The 22,118-nt window shown below is 40.1% G+C and carries 17 protein-coding genes; 15 read left to right on the top strand and 2 right to left on the bottom strand.

The features are described 5' to 3' along the window. Positions 1 to 133: 133 nt before the first annotated feature. Entirely contained in the window at positions 134 to 739 is a 606-nt protein-coding gene (locus tag QFZ73_RS00325; RefSeq protein ID WP_251438087.1) for a TetR/AcrR family transcriptional regulator, read from the bottom strand. A 449-nt stretch (positions 740 to 1,188) separates the two neighbouring features. Here QFZ73_RS00325 and QFZ73_RS00320 point away from each other — a divergent pair, with 449 nt between their 5' ends. The 15 genes from QFZ73_RS00320 (at position 1,189) to QFZ73_RS00250 (ending at position 20,300) form a co-directional block, all read left to right on the top strand. After that, positions 1,189 to 2,508 carry an MFS transporter gene (locus tag QFZ73_RS00320; protein ID WP_307261795.1) on the top strand — a complete coding sequence of 440 codons (1,320 nt, stop codon included), beginning with the start codon at positions 1,189 to 1,191 and terminating at the stop codon, positions 2,506 to 2,508. A 315-nt stretch (positions 2,509 to 2,823) separates the two neighbouring features. Beyond that, positions 2,824 to 4,293 (top strand): helix-turn-helix transcriptional regulator, encoded by a 1,470-nt coding sequence (locus QFZ73_RS00315; RefSeq protein WP_251438085.1) that lies wholly within the window; start codon positions 2,824 to 2,826, stop codon positions 4,291 to 4,293. A 195-nt stretch (positions 4,294 to 4,488) separates the two neighbouring features. Continuing rightward, positions 4,489 to 6,165 (top strand): urocanate hydratase, encoded by a 1,677-nt coding sequence (gene hutU, locus QFZ73_RS00310; protein WP_307261791.1) that lies wholly within the window; start codon positions 4,489 to 4,491, stop codon positions 6,163 to 6,165. Then, on the top strand, positions 6,162 to 7,460 hold the full coding sequence (gene hutI, locus QFZ73_RS00305) for an imidazolonepropionase (protein WP_307261789.1): 1,299 nt from the start codon (positions 6,162 to 6,164) through the stop codon (positions 7,458 to 7,460). The genes hutU and hutI overlap by 4 nt, the downstream gene beginning before the upstream one ends. A 484-nt stretch (positions 7,461 to 7,944) precedes the next feature. Next, on the top strand, positions 7,945 to 9,267 hold the full coding sequence (locus QFZ73_RS00300) for an MFS transporter (RefSeq protein ID WP_307261787.1): 1,323 nt from the start codon (positions 7,945 to 7,947) through the stop codon (positions 9,265 to 9,267). A gap of 439 nt (positions 9,268 to 9,706) precedes the next feature. Further along, positions 9,707 to 9,859, top strand: a complete 153-nt coding sequence (locus QFZ73_RS00295; RefSeq protein WP_307261785.1) for a hypothetical protein — start codon at positions 9,707 to 9,709, stop codon at positions 9,857 to 9,859. Between the two features lie 315 nt (positions 9,860 to 10,174). Further along, positions 10,175 to 11,560: an MFS transporter gene (locus tag QFZ73_RS00290; RefSeq protein WP_307261783.1), complete on the top strand. Its 1,386-nt coding sequence runs from the start codon at positions 10,175 to 10,177 to the stop codon at positions 11,558 to 11,560. Between the two features lie 80 nt (positions 11,561 to 11,640). Further along, positions 11,641 to 13,200: a histidine ammonia-lyase gene (gene hutH / locus QFZ73_RS00285; RefSeq protein WP_307261780.1), complete on the top strand. Its 1,560-nt coding sequence runs from the start codon at positions 11,641 to 11,643 to the stop codon at positions 13,198 to 13,200. A gap of 94 nt (positions 13,201 to 13,294) precedes the next feature. Beyond that, positions 13,295 to 14,434 (top strand): N-methyl-L-tryptophan oxidase, encoded by a 1,140-nt coding sequence (gene solA, locus QFZ73_RS00280; protein ID WP_307261777.1) that lies wholly within the window; start codon positions 13,295 to 13,297, stop codon positions 14,432 to 14,434. A gap of 272 nt (positions 14,435 to 14,706) precedes the next feature. Beyond that, positions 14,707 to 15,465: a 5-oxoprolinase subunit PxpA gene (gene pxpA / locus QFZ73_RS00275; protein WP_307261775.1), complete on the top strand. Its 759-nt coding sequence runs from the start codon at positions 14,707 to 14,709 to the stop codon at positions 15,463 to 15,465. 121 nt (positions 15,466 to 15,586) lie between these two features. Further along, positions 15,587 to 16,726: an NRAMP family divalent metal transporter gene (locus QFZ73_RS00270; RefSeq protein ID WP_307272493.1), complete on the top strand. Its 1,140-nt coding sequence runs from the start codon at positions 15,587 to 15,589 to the stop codon at positions 16,724 to 16,726. 90 nt (positions 16,727 to 16,816) lie between these two features. After that, on the top strand, positions 16,817 to 17,608 hold the full coding sequence (locus tag QFZ73_RS00265) for a putative hydro-lyase (RefSeq protein WP_307261773.1): 792 nt from the start codon (positions 16,817 to 16,819) through the stop codon (positions 17,606 to 17,608). 23 nt (positions 17,609 to 17,631) lie between these two features. After that, complete coding sequence (gene pxpB / locus QFZ73_RS00260) at positions 17,632 to 18,390, top strand: 5-oxoprolinase subunit PxpB (protein ID WP_307261771.1); 759 nt, start codon at positions 17,632 to 17,634, stop codon at positions 18,388 to 18,390. Next, positions 18,387 to 19,406: a 5-oxoprolinase subunit C family protein gene (locus QFZ73_RS00255; RefSeq protein WP_307261769.1), complete on the top strand. Its 1,020-nt coding sequence runs from the start codon at positions 18,387 to 18,389 to the stop codon at positions 19,404 to 19,406. The genes pxpB and QFZ73_RS00255 overlap by 4 nt, the downstream gene beginning before the upstream one ends. Before the next feature lie 138 nt (positions 19,407 to 19,544). Beyond that, positions 19,545 to 20,300 (top strand): IclR family transcriptional regulator, encoded by a 756-nt coding sequence (locus tag QFZ73_RS00250; protein WP_307261767.1) that lies wholly within the window; start codon positions 19,545 to 19,547, stop codon positions 20,298 to 20,300. 225 nt (positions 20,301 to 20,525) lie between these two features. On the opposite strand, the gene QFZ73_RS00245 is transcribed toward QFZ73_RS00250, so the two are convergent. Continuing rightward, a complete protein-coding gene (locus tag QFZ73_RS00245; RefSeq protein ID WP_307261765.1) occupies positions 20,526 to 21,548 on the bottom strand; it encodes an NAD(P)H-dependent amine dehydrogenase family protein in 1,023 nt (340 codons plus the stop codon). Positions 21,549 to 22,118 lie beyond the last annotated feature (570 nt).

Raw genomic sequence — 22,118 nt, 5'->3', positions numbered from 1 at the left:
TGACACACTCAATTGAAATATGAAATGTATGAACTTTATAGATTAATGGAGTTACCCTGACCATTCAGTGAGATTGGGGTTAATATTGAATTAAATGTCAGATTTTTTGAAAATGAATCTTTTGATTTATGTATTAGTTCTTAGTTTTCAGCCCATTAATGATTGTTTTGGTGAGCGGTATGGATAGTGACTCCAAGCTTTGTTCTGAGTTATTTAATCCCCAATGATAGATGATTCCCATGAGGCTTTGGGTGATAAGTTGTGAAATTTCGTTAACTGATTGGTCAGTGCCAATGTCGTTTTGTTCTTTCGCCTCTTCAATTAATGAACGGATAATTTGGAAGAGTGAGCGATTTGAATTTAAAAAGTAAGTATGTTCTTTTGAATCTAAAGCGGAACTGTAAATTACTTTCATTAAATCTTTGCCCATTTCTTCTTCTAGAAAACGCATCAATTTGCGTATGAAAATAAACAATTTCTCGGTAGCGTCCATATCGACTGGGAACGAACGGAAGACTTCGCGATAGTAATCATCGACTTCTATGAATCTCACTAAAAAAATGTCCGATTTCGCTGAAAAGTGTTGGTAAAATGACCCTTTTGATGTGCCGCTTTTTTTCACGATTTCATCGACGGTAACTTTATCATAACCTTTTTCGCTAAATAGCTTTAAAGATATTTTTAAAATTTTTTCACGAGTCTTTTCTCCCCTAAGCTGTTTCTTTCTGGGTTCAATCATAAAAAACCTCCAAATGATAATTGACAGAATATTCCTATATAGTTTAATATCAGACTACAGTCTAGTTAGATGATTGGTGGTCTATTTAATCTAACGTAGATCATGAATAATCACAACGCTTTCTTAATTGCATTTTTCACATTTGGAAAGCGTTTACAAGGTTTTGGGATCAAGTATGGGGAAGGCTAATTCAGTATAAATAGGAGGTTTTTCAAGTAGCAGAATTAGGTGTAAAGGTTGGTTGGATTTTTCTGAAAATTCCTATACAATTGGTTGCTGTCTTGTAGAAAGGCTTATTCCTCTTTAGCCCAGAGTATATGTAAATGGAGGGTGGTGGTATCAGGATAAATTGAGAGTCCTAGGAATGAACCAGAGTGTCGGGAAGCAGGAAAAGAGATGTGCGGTAAACTTTTTTGGGAAATAGTAACATGAAAAGGGAGGAAATAATCATGAATCATTCCAGTGGTGAAATAGAGAAAAGAACGATCAGTAAAACGATGAAACGGATTCTTCCATTTATCTTGATCCTTTATATCATCGCTTACTTGGACAGGGTCAATTTAGGCTATGCTGCTTTACAAATGAATGCTGAATTAGCCTTATCCGCTGAAGTTTTTGGATTGCTTTCTGGTATTTTCTTCATAGGCTATTTCTTTTTTGAAGTTCCTAGCAACATGATCATGCATAAAGTGGGAGCTCGGATATGGATTGCCCGTATAATGATTTCGTGGGGGCTCGTGGTAATATTAACAGGTTTTGCGCAAACAACGATGCATTTATATATTCTCCGTTTTTTATTAGGTGTCGCCGAAGCTGGTTTTTTCCCTGGTATAATTTTGTATTTAACTTATTGGTTCAGGGCCCGCGAAAGAGGAAGGGCAACAGCGGTTTTGCTTTTAGCCCTACCGATTGGCGGATTGATTGGTGCGCCCGTGTCGACATGGATTCTTGACAATATTTCCTGGTTGGGTATGGCAGGGTGGAGATGGATGTTCATCCTTGAAGGCATTCCGGCCATTATTATTGGTGTTTTTGTTGTTTTCTATTTAACTAATAGACCGACGAACGCTAAATGGTTATCTAAGGAAGAAAGTGATTGGTTAGAAGGGGAATTGAGTGCGGAAAGGAAAGTTAGCTCGAAAATAAATAAAGTCACTAAGCTTGATATGCTAAAAGATTCGAAAATCTGGAAGTTGGCCCTTTTTTATTTCGCAGGGTACACATCTATCTATGGATTGTCATTCTGGATGCCAACCATCATAAAATCTTTATCGGAAAATGCAACAACCAATTTAGAAATAGGCTGGTTAGCGATGATTCCATCGTTAGTCGGTATACCAGCCATTATGTTTGTAGGCTGGAATTCAGATCGGACCAATGAACATAAATCACACTTGCTCGTTTGCCTCATGATAGCAGTTGTCGGATTTATTGGGTGCGGCTTTTCGGATAGTGTCTTTATGATGGTTCTTATGTTAACGATTACATCTTTCGGGTTATACGGGTTCAGTGGATGTTTCTTTGCCTATATGACATTTTTCTTCACTGAGTCCACTGCACCAGTGGGAATAGCCACAGTCAATTCATTTGCGGCTTTAGGCGGTTTTGTAGGACCAATGATTCTCGGAACTGTTGCATTTACTCAAGGGATGTTTATTTTATCTGGATTACTTGTATTAGGAGTCATCACCTTATTATCATTAAAATTGACAAGTGCTTCAGATGAAAACGTCGTAAAAGAAGTTGAAGTAAATATTAACCAATTATAACGGTTCTAAATGTATGGAAGATTAAAAGTGGCTAAAAAAGAAACATCATTGGAAATCACAAGGTTTCCATGATGTTTCTTTTTATATTTTCATATAGGAAGTACATATATATGAAATGAAAATTCCAGTTGAGCATGTCATAATTTAATCTAAATCGCAGGTTCTGCCCAATAAGACTTGTTTGTAGTTTTCGTCGGGATTAGAATGGAGATGAGATACAAGTGCTTTCGAAAAGACCAGGGATTCCTTTTCTTTTCAAGTGGCTGACTTCATATTTATTCATTACAGGAATAACAGCAGAAATGAGGTGATGATGTGGAAATTCATTTGGTGGCAAAAGATGAGATTGAGGCTCAAGGAATTCGTTGGATAGTGGAGTCCCATCTAACGGGAGTTAGACTGATCTTATGGAAAACGATTGAAGAATTTGAAAAGGGCATGCGCAATCAGCAACCGGAATTCGTTATTTTGGATATGGATATTTGGACGGATGAAAGTGAGGCGATGGGTGTTTCGTTAAAGCGGAGGGGAATTCGATGGTTAGGCATTTCATCTGAGCGAATCTTTCAAACGGCTTACCGAGCCTTACGTTTTCGTGCTGAAGATGTTTTATTCCGTCCTTTTTCTTCGGCAGATTTGGTAAAACATATCCAACAATTACGTTTTCAATTGAGAAATGGTCCAGGTCTTCTTTCGACAAACACCATGGATGATGAGAATGCTTTGGATATTGGGTATCCTGATTTCTTCTTGACGGACCGGAGGCATGAAAGTCGAATAACCATGGTCGCTTTTTTGACACCTGATAACAAGACCCTTCCTTTAGTTTATGATGAACTGCAACGATATTCTTTTACTGGGAAGAATCAAATCTTCGCTTTATCGGATTTTATTTTATGTGTACAGGAAACAAAGGAAATGGAGGTATATAAGGAAGAGTACCAAGCGTTCCTTGCTCACTGGAAAGAAAGAATGGATGAGCCCCTTGCCATCATAATAAAAGCGGCAACTTCAGATGAGTCTTTAAAAAGGATGTATCAGCAAACACGTGAATTTACGAGACAAATCTTTTTCGATGGATATGATATCATTTTAGCCGAAAGTCAACAGACATCGCCTCAAGAGATGGACCCATTCCTCACTCCTCTTGAACAAAGACTTTGGATAGAAATGCTCGAAAGGCGGGATGCGAAAGCCATCAGGAACTGGATTGAACGTGAATTCCTTACTTTTGAACGACCATACCCCGACCCGGAAATCGTTCGTATCCGCCTTACAAGCGTACTCGCGCAGATTCGTAGGCATATGAAATCATACAACTTGCAAAATGCTTCTCTAGAAGCAATATACTATGATGTATTTCAGCAAATTGTACATAAACCTGTCATTCATCAAATAGTAAAAGAGCTGCATGCGTTCACCACCCATATGCTTCTGCAGGATCATGGACAATTACAGGAAGGGGCACGCACACTTAGTGAAAAAGCAAGAGAGCTGATCGAGTCCAACTATTGGGACGCCCAGTGGAATCTAGCGAGTTGTGCAGATACTCTGCGTATCAATAAAAGCACACTCAGCCGTCGTTTTGCGGCTGAATCCGGCGAGTCTTTTCGAAATACGCTTCATCAAGTTCGAATTAGGGAAGCTAAACGTTTATTAAAGGAAACGGATTTATCATTGGAGGAAATCTCTCATTTGGCCGGGTATTCACATCAAACTTATTTCAATGCCAAATTCAAACTGCTTGAAGCTTGTACACCATCAGCATATCGGTCTGGATTATAAAAAAGGACGATTCAATAAATGAATCGTCCTTTTTTATTTATTTCATAACAATGTAATTCGTGAAATTATTCATAAAAAAATAAAGTTAACTACAAAAGATTGAAATAAATTATAAAATTATCATTAAATTATAATGAATTATTCTGAATTTTTCTTATAGAATGAAAATATAACAAAAACAAGGGGGAAATGAAAATGAACACGATTACAAACAAGGTTATCCGTTATACTGGAACAGAATTGCATACTAAAGGGTGGCAACAAGAGGCCGTGCTTAGAATGCTTATGAATAATTTGGATCCTGAAGTCGCTGAACGTCCTGAAGATTTGGTTGTATACGGAGGGATTGGGAAAGCTGCCCGTAACTGGGAGTGCTTTGATGCAATCGTCAAATCACTAAAAGAGCTGGAAAAAGATGAAACGTTACTTGTCCAATCAGGGAAACCGGTGGCAATTTTTAAAACTCATGCGGATGCACCTCGTGTCCTGCTTGCAAATTCAAATATCGTCCCGGCTTACGCGAACTGGGAAACATTCCATGAACTTGATAAAAAGGGATTGATGATGTATGGGCAGATGACAGCAGGCAGCTGGATATATATTGGATCTCAAGGAATCGTACAGGGTACATACGAGACCTTTGCCGAACTTGCAAAACAACATTTCAATAACTCGTTAAAAGGCACCATTACTTTAACGGCAGGTTTAGGCGGAATGGGAGGGGCACAGCCGCTAGCAGTTACGATGAACGGTGGTGTCTGTATCGGGATCGATGTAGATGAGACAAGAATTGACAGGAGGATCGAGACTCGTTATACCGATGTGAAAACGGATTCATTGGATGAAGCCATTCGTTTAGCGAATGAAGCTAAACTTGCAGGGAAAGCATTATCGATTGGTTTGATTGGGAATGCTTCAGATATTCTTCCGGAAATGATTGCAAGGAACTTCATTCCTGATGTCTTGACGGATCAGACTTCCGCCCATGATCCGCTAAATGGTTATACACCTTCAGGTATGTCAATGGTGGAGGCTGCAGAATTACGGAATGCTAATCCAGAAAAGTATATTAAACTCTCTAAAGCTTCGATGGCAAAACATGTAAGAGCGATGCTTGAAATGATGGAAAAAGGAGCCGTGACGTTTGATTATGGCAATAATATCCGTCAAGTTGCGAAAGATGAAGGCGTAGAGGATGCTTTTGACTTCCCTGGCTTCGTTCCAGCGTATATCCGTCCACAATTTTGTGAAGGAAAAGGTCCATTCCGCTGGGTCGCTTTATCTGGTGATCCTGAAGACATTTATAAAACAGACCAAGCCATTTTGCGCGAATTCGCTGATAATGAACATTTATGTAACTGGATTAGAATGGCTCAAGAAAAAATTCAATTCCAAGGTCTGCCTTCCCGCATTTGCTGGCTTGGTTATGGGGAGCGTGCCCGTTTTGGTAAAATCCTTAATGATATGGTTGCAAGCGGTGAATTGAAGGCCCCGATCGTGATTGGCCGTGACCATTTGGATTCTGGCTCTGTCGCTTCGCCGAATCGTGAAACGGAAGCCATGAAGGATGGTTCGGATGTAGTGGCTGACTGGCCGATCTTAAATGCAATGGTGAATGCAGTGGGCGGTGCAACCTGGGTTTCCGTACATCATGGCGGCGGCGTAGGAATGGGTTACTCCATGCATGCAGGCGTTGTAATTGTGGCAGACGGAACAAAAGAAGCAGCAGCCAGGATTGAGCGAGTGCTGACAACGGACCCTGGGATGGGCGTAGTGCGTCATGTTGATGCAGGATATGAACTGGCAGAGGAAACAGCCCGTGAAAGAGGTATAAATATCCCGATGCTTGATAAAGGAATTGATAAACCATGACAAAACCAATTTGGATAAAACATGCCACTCAACTTGCTACGCTTACCTCTGAAAAGAAGGGTCCCCGTTCCAAAGAGGGAATGTCGGAGCTTGGTTTGATAGAGGATGGAAGCATATGGATGGAATCTGGACTGATCCAAGCTGTCGGTACAACCAAGGAATTGGAAAAACTCTATGCTGATAGAATGCATGAAGCAGAAGTTTTCGATGCTTCTGGCCATTTGGTGACACCTGGGCTTGTTGATCCCCATACGCATGTTGTATATGGCGGGAGTCGTGAGCGTGAGTTCGAAATGCGTCTAGAAGGTGCAACATATATGGACATCATGAACGGAGGTGGGGGCATTCATGCCACCACCCGCATGACAAGGGAAGCAAGTGAAGAAGAGTTGATGGAACAAACCATACGACGCCTTGATTCGTTTCTCGCTCATGGCGTGACTACAGTAGAAGGTAAAAGCGGCTATGGAATGAATTTGGAAACCGAATTGAAGCAGTTGCGGGTGATGAAGAAGTTACAGGAAGAGCATCCGATTGATTTAGTTCCTACCTTTATGGGAGCCCATGCGGTTCCAAAGGATTATAAAGGCCGTGAGGATGAATTTGTCGATCATCTGATTAATGATATGCTTCCAATCGTCTCTGAAGAAAAGCTTGCTGAATTCAATGATGTATTTTGTGAAAAGGGGGTTTTTACCCCTGAACAATCAGAGCGGATTTTAAAGGCGGGGAAAAAGTATGGCTTGATCCCTAAAATTCATGCCGATGAAATTGAGCCATACGGGGGAGCGGAACTAGCTGCCAAAATAGGGGCTATTTCAGCTGAGCATTTATTAAAGGCTTCCGAAGAGGGAATTCAAGCCATGGCTAAGTCAGGAACCATTGCCTGCTTACTTCCAGCCACAGCTTTGTATTTAAGAGAAGATGCGGCCCCAGGACGCCGAATGGTTGATGAAGGTGTAGCTGTTGCCATTTCGACCGATTGCAATCCCGGATCCTCACCGACGACTTCTATGCCACTTGTCATGAATCTGGCATGCATCTCGATGCGGCTTACTCCTGCTGAAGCGCTTACGGCAGCAACATACAATGCTGCCTGTGCAATCAACAGGCAAGAAAAGATAGGATCGCTTGAAGTCGGAAAACAAGCGGATGTCGTTTTATGGAATGTTCAAAACTATCAGGAGTTGCAATATTTATTTGGGGTCAATCACGTTAAGTATGTATGGAAAAATGGTGTGCAAGTTGTGAATGATAAAGTGAAGACTGATTCCAAAAGCCTGACTGGTCTATAAAATTCACTAAAAGAAGAGAGGCTATACCCATTGACCCATCATTAGGTTAATCGGATCTCTCATGAAACGCCCATTTAATGAACTTCAATCTATGTATCAGGAGCCTCTTTATATTCGCTGGAATTTTGGTGGATGTAAAAAGGCTTTGATACGTACAGTATTCCAAGTTGCCAAAGCAAGAGATGTATCTGATATTTCAGTTGCACTGGTATACATGCTTCTACCCATGTTGGAATGCCTGTTAATGTGTTTTTTAATACTTTACTAGAATTTGGCCAGTATCCGATTGTCATGCAAATTGATTTTTTCTGTCTTGATCCGAGCTACTCTATGGGGATCGAAACAGTCAAGACCAGGGTATTCATGGCTGCAATTTATTACAGGCTGCATAATGCAGACTAGATTTAGCGCTTTAAGATTACTGTTTTAATGTTTAAAATCAGTCAGTATTGCTGCTCTCTAACAAACATCAAGGAGTGATTACATGTTGAGAAATAACTATCGTTATTTTATCATTTTTATGATTATTGTTATTACAATCATAAATTATATTGATAGAGGTGCACTTTCATATGCCCAAGCTGAAATAATCAAGGAGTTCAATTTAGATCCAGTAAGTTGGGGAGCAATCCTGGGGTATTTTGGATATGGATATATATTCGGTGCACTATTTGGTGGTGCTTTAGCAGATAAGAAAGGTCCTAAATTCATGTGGATCATTGCCGGAACTACATGGTCTTTTTTTGAAATTGGGACAATATTCGCAGGTCACATAGGTGCAGCATTATTTGGAGGCTCTGCCTTGGCAGGATTTGCGGTGTTTCGTGTTTTATTTGGTTTAGCTGAAGGACCTACCTTATCAACGATGAACCGAACAATGGCAAACTGGGTATCTCCTAAAGAAAAAGGGTTTGCTGTAGCACTTGGATTAGTTGGAACGCCAATTGGAGCATTAATTACTGCACCCATCGTAGTAGGTCTTCTAACATTCACTAACTGGAAAGTAACATTTGTTATTCTCGGTATATTAGGCTTTATTTGGGTAGCAATTTGGAACAAAGTATTTACAAACTTACCTGAAGATCATCCAAGAGTCTCGAAAACCGAACTAGAAGAAATTCGAAGAGCGGATATTTTAATAAAAGGTGAGACGAAATTAGACGAACAAATAAATGTACCATGGTACCATTTTTTTAAAAACCCTACGTTAGTATTTAATGCAATTGGATATTTTGCCTTTTTATATGTAAATATCTTATTACTTACCTGGACCCCCAAATATCTGCAGGATGAATTTAATTATTCACTTTCTTCTCTTTCATATATTGGTATGATTCCATGGGTAGGAGCTATTATCACTGGATTATTAGGTGGTAAAATCTCGGATATATTACGTAGAAAAACAGGGAATTTACGTATTGCCAGATCTTGGTTCACAGTAGTCTCCTTATTTTGTACAGCTGTATGTTTTATGTTGATTCCGACTGTTGAGAGTGCGGCGGCCGTACTTGCTTTAATGTGTATAGGAAATGCCTTTAATTATTTTCCTAATTCCATTTATTGGATCGTAGTTCTGGATACAGAACCGAATAAAGCTGGAACATTTGGCGGGGTAACTCATTTCATTGCCAATCTGGCTACCATTATTGCCCCTACCTTGACAGGAAGTCTTGTCGCCATATATGGATATAATGCCATGTTTATTGCAGCATCAATAGCCGTCACGATTGGCATGATAGCCATGGTTTTTGTGAAGCCTGGCAAACAAGGTAACTCATCGGAAACCACCAATAATATGGTTAGCTAAGATATGGCATAAATGGATGTATATTGATTACGGATTATGTATTTCGCTTTCAGAAGAAATTTAAAAGAGGAGCATCCGATTGATCTAGTTCCTCCTTTTATGAGAGCCCATGCGGTTCCATAGGATAATAAAGGCCGTGAGCATGAATTTGTCGAGTAAAAACCCTCTTTAACGCCATTTGTGAAGAGTGATTCCTAAAGCCTGACTGGCCTTTAAGAATCACTAAAAAAGATAAGGCCTTGATCTTCAGTCAATGTCTACCCATTTCAGCAGATGAATTGGTAGAAGTATTATCCACATGTAATGGTGCTGGTTAGTAGGATGGTGGTTTATCATCCTACCATTTGTCAGCGTTAAACACTTTACTGCTTTACAGTGAGATTAAGTGAAAGTGTTTTAAGGAAAATGTGGAAATGAATCTCCATGTGGAGGGAATTTTATGTGGGTAATCACCATCCATTCGAAAAATGGCATAAAAATGTTTGAGTTTACCTCAGAAAAGGAAGCTAGGGAAAAATTTGAGGTAATAGAAGGCTGTAAAATCCTTAGTGAAGTCATTTATTTCAATGATTTACAATCGGTCGAATCTTAAAACCTATAGTCATAAATAAAAAGACAAAAAAGGTAGAATGAATTGAAATAAATTATAAAAAGATTATTAATTTATAATATTTATTGCTGGATTTTCATTATAGTACTAGACTTAACCATAAAATGAAAACTATCTGTAAGTACAAATTCTTAACATGCATGCAGGTGTACATTCTTTGATTCGTAAGGTCAGTAAAATATCATTATATAGTGTGAACTGAAATCTATTCATTTAATTTAGTGTCAATACCGGAGTAGTACAGTAAAAGTTTTTTTGATCCATAAATCTGATAAATCAAAAAATGGAGGGGATTCTTTGAACGAACAAAAATTCACTATAGACGATGCCCCATTTAATAAGTTTCATTTTCGAATTGCTGGACTTACATTCGGTTCAAGCTTCTGTGATGGCTATTCCCTTGGGATCATTGCGATGGCATTGACAGTATTCGGTCCTCAAATGAACATGAATGCTATGTGGACAGGGCTGATCGGCAGTTCCGCTTTAATCGGTCTGTTTGCCGGATCTTTACTACTTGGAAGACTTTCTGATCGTGTAGGCAGACAGAAAATCTTTCTCGTAAACTTTTTACTTATCACGGTAGCTACTATTTTACAATTTTTTGTTAGCAGTCCAGAAGAGCTTTTTATTTTACGGTTGCTAATTGGTTTTGGACTTGGAGGAGATTACGCTGTCGGTACGACTTTACTCGCCGAGTTTTCACCAAAAAAGTATCGCTCCTCGCTCCTCGCGTCCATAAACGTAGTATGGACGCTTGGATATGTAGCATCTAACTTTGTTGGTCATTACCTGGGACAGGTTGGTTCAGACTCATGGCGTTGGATGCTTGTCAGTGCTGCCATTCCGGCTATTGTGGTTTTGATCTTAAGAATAGGAACGCCTGAATCACCAAGATGGCTTGTCAGCATGGGGCGTGTCGAAGAAGCTCGCCAGATCGTAAAAAAACACCTTGGATCGAACGTTGAAATGGGAGAAACGACAACTGGCACTGAAAATCAAAAGACTCTGGGATTTCGTGGACTTTTCAGTAAAAAGCTTCGTAAGCGTTTGGCTTTTGGTGGAATATTCAAATTGACTCTTGTTATTCCGTACTTTGCAATCTACACTTTCCTACCGTCCATACTAAGTACAATGGGGTTTGAACAAAACTTTTTTGCCGATACAATGTTAAATCTATTCTTGCTTGTTGGGGCAATTTTTGGTCTTTGGTTGCTTGCAAAATTTTCTCGTAGAGGATTTACCATCGGGGCTTTCACGATCCTTACCGTTTCATTGTTTTCACTCAGCTTCTTACACAATGGTTCTCAATTCTTAATGTTGATAGCCTTCTTGATCTTTACTTTTTTCATGTCAGCAGCATCGAACCTTACATTAGTATACCCAGCAGAGCTTTTTCCAACTGAGATTCGTGGATCTGGAATAGGTATGGTTACGGCAATTAGTCGAATTGGTTCTGCGATTGGAACATTTCTGCTGCCTGTTTCTTTAAGTTCATTCGGATTAAGTGCATCAATGGCAGGAATGGCAGCTATTTTGCTGATCGGCTTGATTGTATCGATCGCTTGGGCACCTGAGACTAAATCGCTTTCACTTAATGATGCCAGTAATCCTTTACTTGAAGCGGAGCACTCTTCAATGGAAACCGATATTCCCTTTACAGAAAAAGAAAAAATAACATAAGATTAATTGCAGCAAATAAATGAGAAGGACCAAAATTTTTTCTCCTTCTTGATGAGTCATATGAGAGGAGATGTGTAAGGATGACAACAGCCGATTGTTTACACCCTATGGATATTAAAGAGGTTGTACTAGGGAATTGTCCCATTTCAATCCAAGAGGTAATTGCGGTTGCAAGGTATGGTGCAAAAGTAACTTTCACTGAGGCATATTGTGAAAGGGTGGATAAATCACGAAGCTTAATAGAAAAGTTTTTAGATGATAATAGATTGATTTACGGTGTAACGACAGGTTTTGGCAGTAATATGACAGAGGTTATTTCTCCACAAGACGCAGAAACCCTTCAACGGAATATTGTTCGTTCACATGCTGTATCAGTAGGGGAAACTCTTGAAAAAGAAGTCGTAAGAGCCATTCAATTGATGATCCTCGTGAATTTAGGCCGGGGTTATTCAGGGGTCCGTTTACAAGTTTTAAAGCTTATCGCTTCCCTGTTAAATCACGATATACTTCCCTATGTACCAGGTGAGGGGTCAGTGGGGTATCTGTCTCCTGAAGCACATATGTCCTTATTGGTAATCGGGGAGGGACGGGCGTGGTACAATGGTGAGCTTCTTCCGGGAAAGGATGCGTTAGCACAATCTGGATTGAAGCCAGTTACGCTTGGGTGTAAGGAAGGATTGGCTCTTATAAGCGGAACTGCTTCCGTCACTGCGATGGCTGTCCTGGCTTTATACAATAGCATGCAAGCAGCAAAAACCGCGGACATTACGGGAGCTATGTCATTAGAAGTGCTAAAAGGTACAATAAAAGCATTTGATCCCCGTCCCCATGCATTGAAAAAACATGAGGAACAGGCTAAGACAGCCAGAAATGTAACAAGGATTCTTGAAGGCAGCCAAATCATTGATACTTACAAGGAACATAGATTACAAGATGCACTTAGCTTACGATGCATTCCACAAGTCCATGGAGCCATAAAAAGAGTATTGAAAGACGCTGCTGTTTCGATCGAGAATGAGATGAACTCTGTAAGTGACAATCCTCTGATTTTTCCGGAAGAGGAAGATGGATTTGCACTAATGGCTGGCAATTTTGATGGGTCATTTGTTGGGATATACGCAGATACGATTTCCATAGCGTTAGCAAACTTAGCAAAAATAACAGAACGCAGAATAGATCGGCTTGTAAACCATCACCTTAGTGAATTACCTAATTTCTTAGTGGTTAATCCAGGTTTAAATAGTGGCTACATGATTCCACAATATACAGCTGCCGGGCTATTAAATGAAATCAGGGTGCTCTCGCATCCAGCCACAATAGATAATATCCCTACATGCGCAAATCAAGAAGACGTGATAAGTTTTGCCTATTTCGCTTCGAAGAAAGCCTATCGGATTTCGAAGAAACTTGAATATATTTTAGCCATTGAACTGATGACGGCAACGCAAGCGATGGATTTTCATCTACCATTGAAACCGTCACCGGTTACGGAGAGGGTATATCATTTAGTTCGGAGCGAAGTCCCGAGGGTTGAAGAAGATCGCTTTTTCCATCCTGACATTGAAGCGATTTATAGGCAAATTCATGAAGGTGAAATAGTGAAGCTCGTTGAAATGTCGATCGGGGAAATAGAGTTCTAAAACCATGTGGAAGCTGTTTTACTTTATTTAATAAGGTAAAATGGCTTCCTTTTTTTAAAATGAAGGATCATATTTAAAGGTGGAGGGATGTAAGATGCACTATGATGTAATTGTAATTGGAGCTGGATCTATGGGAATGTCCTCAGGTTACTATCTAGCAAAAAATGGACAAAAAGTATTATTATTGGATTCCTTTGCTCCTCCTCATAATAAGGGCAGCCATCACGGGGAAACAAGAATTATTAGACATGCTTACGGTGAAGGCAGGGAGTATATTTCTTTGGCACTTAAATCCCAAAAGCTATGGGGTGAATTGGAAAGAAATTCGGGAAAACAATTATTTCTTCCAACGGGGGTCCTGAATGCTGGAAGCGAAAATTCCACTTTCATTAAACAAGTGAAAGCGGGCTCAAAGGAATATGGTCTAGCTATGAAAATCTTGGATTCACATGAAATTCATGATAGATGGCCTGGAATAACACTGCCAGAAGACTACATTGGGTGCTATGAATCTACTTCGGGCGTGTTGAAAAGTGAAGAGTGCTTAAGAGCGTATCACCAACTTGCGAAATCGCATGGTGCAGACATCATTGTAAACAGTGAAGTAAGGAAGATAGTTGTTCATGGCAATGGGGTCACGATTAAAACGGATGAACAGTCATTCCACTCTGAATCTTTAGTGGTTGCAGTTGGGGCATGGGCACCGAAAATATTGGCGATGTTAGATTTGAATTTGCCGCTAGAACCCATTAGAAAAACATTTGCCTGGTTTCATGCAAATGAAAAATTATATAATCATAATGATTTTCCGGCTTTTACTTTTGATACTTCAGTTGGTACATACTATGGCTTTCCTAGTATAAATGGTTCTGGAATGAAGATAGGGAGACATGATGGGGGAAAACGCATAAATCCTGATGGCTGTATCGAGGGTTTTGGTGAATTGGATGAAGATGAGGGAGATTTGGTGGAATTTTTGCGGAAATATATGCCTGCTGATCAAAAAATGAAATATGGGAAAACTTGCATCTACACCATGACCCCTGATGAGCATTTTATAGTGGATAAACATCCTTATTATCCACACATTACTATAGCGGCAGGTTTCTCTGGACACGGTTTTAAATTCAGCAGTGTCATGGGTGAAATTTTGAGTGACTTGATTATCTCCGGTACGAGCAAGGAAGATATTTCATTGTTTTCTATTAATCGATTTAAAAATTGTATGTCATAAATATATTCAAATTTTTAGTGCTGTAATCATGACCGTTGCTTCCTTTCAAAGGAAACAACGGCTTTTTTTATTATTACTTATATCCAAATGTAATGTTAGGTTATCTAACAAAATATTGTCGAAATAATTAAAATATGCTAAAATGAAAATATTCCGAAATATGAAACTCTAATTCCGAATTTCGGAACTTAAGCATTTAACTGAATGAAAGAGTACCTACATATTTATATGGATTATTTACTGAAATTTCCGTTAGTAAAGGAGAGGGTAGTATGAACACGGTTGATTTGAATTGTGATTTAGGAGAAAGTTTTGGCGCTTACCGAATTGGTAATGATCAAGAGATTTTGGATTATGTAACATCTGTCAATGTAGCTTGTGGATTCCACGCTGGTGATCCGACAGTCATGAGAAAAACGGTTCAGCTTGCTTTAGGGAAAGATGTCAAAATCGGAGCCCATCCAGGTTTACAGGATTTAATAGGATTTGGCAGACGCAATATGAATATTTCACCACAGGAAGCTTATGATATTGTCGTCTATCAAATTGGTGCATTAAATGGCTTTCTGCAATCAGAAGGCGGAAGTATGCAGCATGTGAAACCGCATGGGGCTTTGTACAATATGGCCGCAAAGAACAAAGAGTTGTCCATGGCCATTGCCGAAGCGGTATATAAAGTGAATCCCGAGCTTATCTTATTTGGTTTGTCGGGCAGTGAATTAATACGTGCCGGACAGGCTATCGGATTGCAAACCGGGAGTGAAGTATTTGCTGATCGTACCTACCAACATGATGGTTCATTGACTTCCCGATTGGAAAAGGACGCATTGATCGAAAACGATGATGATGCCGTTGCCCAAGTCATTCGCATGGTGAAGGAAGGGAAGGTTCTGTCTCAACAAGGATCAGATGTGGCTTTAAAAGCAGATACCATTTGTATTCACGGGGACGGGGCACATGCTTTATCCTTTGCACGGCATGTTAAAGAATCTTTAAAATTATCTGAAATAACAGTCAAGTCCTTTTCTTGAAAAAATTAAAACAATCAGGAGGTAGATTCCATTGGAGCCAATCAAAAATGCAACAGCACAGAAAAAGAATCCGACTAAGCCAAAAACAAACCGCACTTTATTGTTAGGTGCGGCATTCCTAATGGCAACATCAGCAATAGGACCTGGTTTTTTAATGCAAACAACCGTTTATACCCAAAGTCTTGCGGCAAGTTTTGGATTCGTTATTCTTATTTCGGTCATTCTTGATATATTTGCCCAAACAAATGTATGGCGCATTATTGCTGTATCCGAAAAAAGGGGTCAAGAAATTGCAAACATGGTCCTTCCAGGGTTGGGCTATGTACTGGCAGCATTGATCGTTATGGGCGGGCTGGCATTTAATATTGGAAATATAGCAGGAGCTGGATTAGGTCTAAATGCGATGACGGGAATATCCCCAACAGCCGGGGCGGCAATAAGCGCAGTCATCGCCGTACTGATTTTCGTAGTGAAAGAAGCAGGAAAAGCGATGGACCGTTTTACGCAAATTGCCGGATTTTTCATGATTTGTTTGATGATTTACGTTGCTTGGACAACCTCTCCTCCAGTCGGGGAAGCGGTAGTGAGGACTTTTGCACCTGATAAAATCGATATTATTGCTATCGTTACATTAGTGGGTGGATCTGTAGGCGGCTATATTACATTTGCAGGGGGACACCGTCTCTTGGATGCAGGCGTGAAAGGTGTTGGGGCATTACCTGAAGTCACAAAGAGTTCGATAGTGGGTATATTGATCACTACGGTCATGCGGGTTGCATTATTTTTAGCAGTATTGGGTGTTGTATCGAAAGGTCTACAAATTAATCCGGATAACCCTGCAGCATCCGTTTTTCAACTCGCTGCCGGTGATGTAGGATATAAAATCTTTGGTGTCGTCATGTGGGCTGCCGCGATCACATCAGTTGTTGGAGCGGCATATACTTCCGTTTCATTTATCAGAACATTCAGCGAAAAAATAAATAATAAGGCTAACTGGATAATCATTGGATTTATTGTCGTATCGACCATTTGCTTTCTATTAATTGGTCAACCGGTTAAAGTACTGCTTGTAGTAGGGGCCATTAATGGACTCATTTTACCAATTGCGCTTGGAACATTGCTGATTGCCGCATATAAGAAAAACATCGTGGGTGATTATAAGCATCCATTATGGTTAACGATTTCCGGTGTATTCGTGGTAGTCATCATGGCGTTAATGGGCGTATATACATTAATGAAACAACTGCCCGCACTTTTTTAATGATTAATGAATGAAAATCAAATAAACACAGGTGGAGGTGGCGTGCCAGTTTGTCACTGACTGCCAGTTCTTAATTGGAGATGAATACTAATGATCGATCTTTCTCAAGCTACCCCGGCTGAATTGCGTTCAATGATTCGAAACAACGAATTGATAAAACCGACTGCTGGCATGGCTAACGGTTATGCACAAGCGAACTTAGCCATCTTAAAAAAAGAGCATGCTTTTGATTTTTTATTATTCTGTCAGCGAAACCCTAAATCCTGTCCATTGCTGGACGTTACGGAAATAGGTTCACCCATTCCCGCATTTGCAGCGAATTCTGGGGATATACGCACCGATATTCCTAAATATAGGGTATATAAATATGGAGAATTAGTGGAAGAAGTAACGGATATCTCAAACTACTGGGAAGACGATATGGTTGGATTTTTAATCGGGTGCAGCTTTACATTCGAACACGCCCTTTTGAATAATGATATATCGATTCGTCATATTGAAGAGGGATGCAATGTACCTATGTATAAAACTAATATTCCGTGTATTGAAGCAGGGATTTTTCATGGGAAAATGGTAGCTAGCATGAGGCCGATTCCACAAAAGGATGTGGTGAGGGCAACTCAAGTGACATCGCGGTTTCCTGCAGTTCATGGGGCTCCAATCCATATTGGTGACCCTGAAGCGATCGGTGTTTCCAGCATTCAGCATCCGGATTTTGGTGATCCAGTAACGATTCGTGATGGGGAAGTCCCGGTCTTTTGGGCATGTGGTGTAACGCCGCAATCCATTGCTATGGAGACCAAACCGGAGATCATGATCACGCATGCACCTGGACATATGTTCATAACGGACATTCGTGATGAAAAATTAGGAGTTTTATAACTTACAGAAAGAGATGAGTCCCTATGCCGGAAAAGCTATTGAATATAACTGCATGTACACTTTCTCCATTGGGCGATTCCGCAATCGTGATTACATTCGGGAATGGAATGGAATACAGCATACACAAAAAAATAAAATTGTTAATTGAATTACTTGAAGATGAACCTTTTGCCGGGTTTATAGAATGTGTACCTGCTTTTACTAATTTGACGGTTTTTTATGATCCACTTGTTGTTTATAAGGATCAAAAACAAAGCAATGATACGGAAGCCATGTCTCCTTATGAAGTGGTCCGTTCCATCTTGGAAATGAAATTACGGGATTTAAAAGAAGATAAGAAACTCTCACATCGAACAGTTTCCATTCCCGTGTGCTATGGGAAGGAATATGGACCGGATTTGGAATATGTTGCCCGTTATAATGATTTGACTACTGATGAAATCATTCATATTCATTCAACCGGGGAGTATTTAACCTATATGATTGGGTTCGCACCAGGTTTCCCGTTTCTTGGCGGACTGTCAGAAGAAATCGCGACACCTAGGCGTTCCTCTCCCCGAATGACCATTCCGGCAGGGGCAGTAGGAATCGCCGGTATGCAAACGGGTGTATATCCTATATCAACACCTGGTGGATGGCAATTAATCGGACAGACGCCAACCAAACTATTTTTACCAAATGTAAATCCTCCAAGTCTATTACAAGCAGGAGACATTGTGAAATTCCATCCGATTTCGGATCAAGAATATAAAGAAATGATCCTTAAGGAGGGGGTACAGTGAGCCTGCACGTAATCAAACCGGGATTATTGACAAGTATACAGGATCTTGGAAGAAAAGGATTTCAGCAACATGGGGTGATTGTAAGCGGGGCAATGGATGGACATTCTTTACGAATTGCCAATATGTTGGTTGGCAATGAAGAAGGAGAAGCTGCCTTGGAAATTACATTAATGGGGCCGACCTTTAAAGTCGAGAAAAATTGCCTGATTTCAATAACGGGTGGAAACTTATCACCTACAATCGATAATCAGGTTGTACCGATGTGGAGGCCTATTCTTGTAAAAAATGGATCGATACTTCGATTTGAAGGGTGTAAATCAGGTTGCAGGGCTTACTTAACAGTGGCGGGAGGCTTCGCTATTCCTGAAGTTATGGAGAGTAAAAGCACATATCTAAGGGCTGGGATTGGCGGCTTTATGGGGAGGGCATTAAAGGCTGACGATGTCTTGGCGTTTAATGAACCTTCGGAGATTCTAGGTGATTGGGCGTACAAAGGTTCATTTTCCTTCCCAAAGTGGTTTGTCAATGAGAAGGAGTTCATGCAAGGAGGAAAACCTCTAATCCGTTTCATCGATGGAAGCCAATATGAATATTTCACAGATTCAAGTAAAGATAGTTTTGTAGCGGGGTCATTTAAAGTTTCCAATCAATCCGACCGCATGGGATATAGATTATCAGGCCCCACACTGGAATTAAAGGATAATGGGGAGTTATTATCTGAAGCGGTCACAAATGGGTCCGTTCAGGTTCCTCCTGATGGAAACCCGATCATTCTCCTTGCAGATAGCCAAACAACGGGGGGATATCCTAAGATAGCTCAGGTGATTACGGCAGATTTACCAAGTATCGCTCAGGTTAAACCAGGGGAATCCATTCAGTTCTCACGGGTGAACTTAAAGGAGGCTGAACGGCTTTTCCTTCAAAAAGAACAACAATTGAAGGAATTGCAGGTTTCGATTTCCTTAGCCCTGAACAAATGGCTGGATAATTCCTTCGGCAAAGTACGCAAACGATGAGAAAGTACTCTTAAAGAGTGCTTTCTTTTTTTGTTCCCGCTTGAATATATATTTTACTGAAGGTATTACATCCTTTCTTCCATGTTTTATAATAGAATGATAGTTAAGGAAAACATGTATCATGAAAGGAGACAATGTATGCAGGCACATAACAAAACGGTCGTGAAATCCATGCAAATCCTAACCCTTTTCATAAATCATCCGAAACTGACCTTTAATGAAATGATGGAACTTTCCAATTTGCCGAAAACGTCGTTACACCGTATGGTGGGATCATTGGAAGAAATGGGGTTTTTAACAAAGGACGATGCTGGCCATTATTCACTAGGACTGATATTCCTGCAATTCGGTCAACTGGTAGGGGAGCGTTTGGATATCAGGTCAATTGCCTATCCCATCATGAAAGACCTTCGGGATGATGTTGAAGAAGCAGTGAATTTAATTGTGAGGGATAAGGATGAAGCGATGTATATTGAAAAGGTGGACACCCTGCATCCCGTTCGTCTTTATACATCTATTGGAAGGCGTTCGCCATTGTACGCTGGCGATTCTCGAATCATCCTAGCGTATTTGCCAGAAGAAGAGCGTGAAAATTATTTGGGAAGGATTCATTTAAAACCAATCGCCATTGGAACGATAACGGAAAAAACTAAACTACGTCAAGCTTTGGATGAAGCGAGAATGAATGGTTACACGATAACTTCATCAGAACTTGAGGATTATACAAAAGCGGTGAGTGCACCGATACTCAATGGTAAAGGTCAAATAGTAGCTGGTATTAGTGTGGCTGGGATTGAAGCTAGATTTCAGGAAGATCGCTTGCCTGAATTGATAGACAAAGTAACGAAAGCAGCCAAGGCCATTTCCATGAAACTTGGTTCTCAAACAAATTAATGAAGATAGAAAAATCATGTCATTTTCGGAATATATTTTCCTGAAATAAGATAACTTACATAAGATAGTCAATTCCTACATATAGGAAGTAAAGCCACCGCTTATGGTGGTTTTTTGTCGTTCTTGATCTTGGAGTAAATACTGAGCCAAATCGAAAAGGTGAACCATTCGGGGTTCACCTTTTCTGATATCGTAAGATTTATACGCAAGATTGTTGGTTAGCCATTAAATACGCACAAAGTCAGATTGATTTATATTTCTCGGCACCCCGATGTCAGCCATTGTAAGTAAACCTGGTTTACGAAGGGCATCAATTTGCTTAGCGGTATTGATAATCATTGCAGCGGTTGCGGTATCTCCAAAGATGCCGTTTGGAACAATCAACCTTTGGGTTTCGTTCCCCTCAATAACGATTTCATCTTCCTGTTTAATTCCTGCGGACATCGTTAAATCCAAGGTAATTTCCTTTCCGTCCACAGTCTTGCCCGTGGAAATTTGATGAAGCCCCATAACATCCCCTGGTTTTAAGGTAGTTAGCGGAACGGTCATATTTTCGCTTGCAATCGTTGGTTCAATGGTATTGTTTACACTTGATAGTTTCCAATTCAGCCCATAAGCGATTAACCTGACAGACTCCTCAAGACCTACATGCCCAATTTTATTCCGTTCAGCTAGATATTCAAACTCTTCTCGGGTCATCCCGATTCCGACCTTTTTTTGTAAGGGGAGGCGCCTTTTCGAAACATCAACTTTACGATTGACCTTAATGTGGTTAACCATGGTCAATATTGTTGTAAAAGAAATGGCCATAGTATCCATGATGTACCCTGGATTGATTCCGGTCCCAATGACACTAAGTCCTTTTGCTTTAGCATAATCATCTATTTCATTTGCAAGTAGAGGGTAGCGATGCCAAGGGAAGGAGAGCTGTTCACAGGTGGAAACCACTGAAAAGCCGTGATCTAGAAGCTCTTTGATTTGGGGCCATACTTGTTGTACGTTAGAACCGGTTGCATGGAGGGCGATAGGATGGTCAGCTTCAGTATTTACTTCCTGTATATGGGAGACTACACACTTGTTCGTTTCCTTTTCATTGATTAATGAGCCAATATCCTTTCCTACCTTATCGGGATCAATATCGACAACACCGATAATCGATTGTGGATTGGTTTGGTAAGCACTGCGTAGAATTTCAATTCCGATGGGACCCAATCCGAATACTGTGAACTGAGAATATTGTATAGTCATTCATCTCTCATCCTTTCAAATATCGTATAACAAAAGGTTAACATTGAGTGATAAATAATAAAAATAGTTAATTTTTATATATTTATAAAGAATCGTTATAAAAGAAAGACAATGAATGAGCGGATAGTGAAGAATCATTTTTCGATTTTGGGGTTACCGGAAGTGTGAAATGGTGGTTCACGAATTGTAACTTATTCAACTCGAGCCGCAACATAAGTTGGGATGTTGGACAGGGATACATGGTTATCTCCTATGGAGAAACCGCCATACTGTCCCCGGTTAAAACCTTTTCCTTGAACGGACTCTAGACCTAGTAAATCTCAATCCGCAGCATCTCCGGTTTTTTGGGCATGATGGACATTTTCTCGCTTCGGTTAATGAAGTTTCAAAAAATAATTATTGAATTGCATTACCTAAGGCTCGAGAATTTGCAGAAACGTTATCCGGTTTTATGTGATACAGGGAAAGTCAATGAAGAGAAGGTATTGTTTCTTTTTTTTATCGAAACAATACCTTATTTCGTTTTGTATATAAAACTACTTTTTTTCTGTTGGAAAAATATTAATCTGA

The sequence above is a fragment of the Peribacillus sp. V2I11 genome, assembly GCF_030817135.1.
Lineage (GTDB): Bacteria > Bacillota > Bacilli > Bacillales > DSM-1321 > Peribacillus > Peribacillus simplex.
The sequence above is the reverse complement of the archived record's forward strand: the minus strand, read 5'-3'. Positions and strand labels throughout refer to the sequence as shown.

What these genes read in the sequence shown, in the direction of transcription:
- QFZ73_RS00325 (WP_251438087.1), bottom strand. Translation starts at nt 739, where the DNA reads ATGATTGAACCCAGAAAGAAACAGCTTAGGGGAGAAAAGACTCGTGAA.
- QFZ73_RS00320 (WP_307261795.1), top strand. Translation starts at nt 1,189, where the DNA reads ATGAATCATTCCAGTGGTGAAATAGAGAAAAGAACGATCAGTAAAACG.
- hutU (WP_307261791.1), top strand. Translation starts at nt 4,489, where the DNA reads ATGAACACGATTACAAACAAGGTTATCCGTTATACTGGAACAGAATTG.
- hutI (WP_307261789.1), top strand. Translation starts at nt 6,162, where the DNA reads ATGACAAAACCAATTTGGATAAAACATGCCACTCAACTTGCTACGCTT.
- QFZ73_RS00300 (WP_307261787.1), top strand. Translation starts at nt 7,945, where the DNA reads ATGTTGAGAAATAACTATCGTTATTTTATCATTTTTATGATTATTGTT.
- QFZ73_RS00295 (WP_307261785.1), top strand. Translation starts at nt 9,707, where the DNA reads ATGTGGGTAATCACCATCCATTCGAAAAATGGCATAAAAATGTTTGAG.
- hutH (WP_307261780.1), top strand. Translation starts at nt 11,641, where the DNA reads ATGACAACAGCCGATTGTTTACACCCTATGGATATTAAAGAGGTTGTA.
- solA (WP_307261777.1), top strand. Translation starts at nt 13,295, where the DNA reads ATGCACTATGATGTAATTGTAATTGGAGCTGGATCTATGGGAATGTCC.
- pxpA (WP_307261775.1), top strand. Translation starts at nt 14,707, where the DNA reads ATGAACACGGTTGATTTGAATTGTGATTTAGGAGAAAGTTTTGGCGCT.
- QFZ73_RS00270 (WP_307272493.1), top strand. Translation starts at nt 15,587, where the DNA reads ATGGCAACATCAGCAATAGGACCTGGTTTTTTAATGCAAACAACCGTT.
- QFZ73_RS00265 (WP_307261773.1), top strand. Translation starts at nt 16,817, where the DNA reads ATGATCGATCTTTCTCAAGCTACCCCGGCTGAATTGCGTTCAATGATT.
- pxpB (WP_307261771.1), top strand. Translation starts at nt 17,632, where the DNA reads ATGCCGGAAAAGCTATTGAATATAACTGCATGTACACTTTCTCCATTG.
- QFZ73_RS00250 (WP_307261767.1), top strand. Translation starts at nt 19,545, where the DNA reads ATGCAGGCACATAACAAAACGGTCGTGAAATCCATGCAAATCCTAACC.
- QFZ73_RS00245 (WP_307261765.1), bottom strand. Translation starts at nt 21,548, where the DNA reads ATGACTATACAATATTCTCAGTTCACAGTATTCGGATTGGGTCCCATC.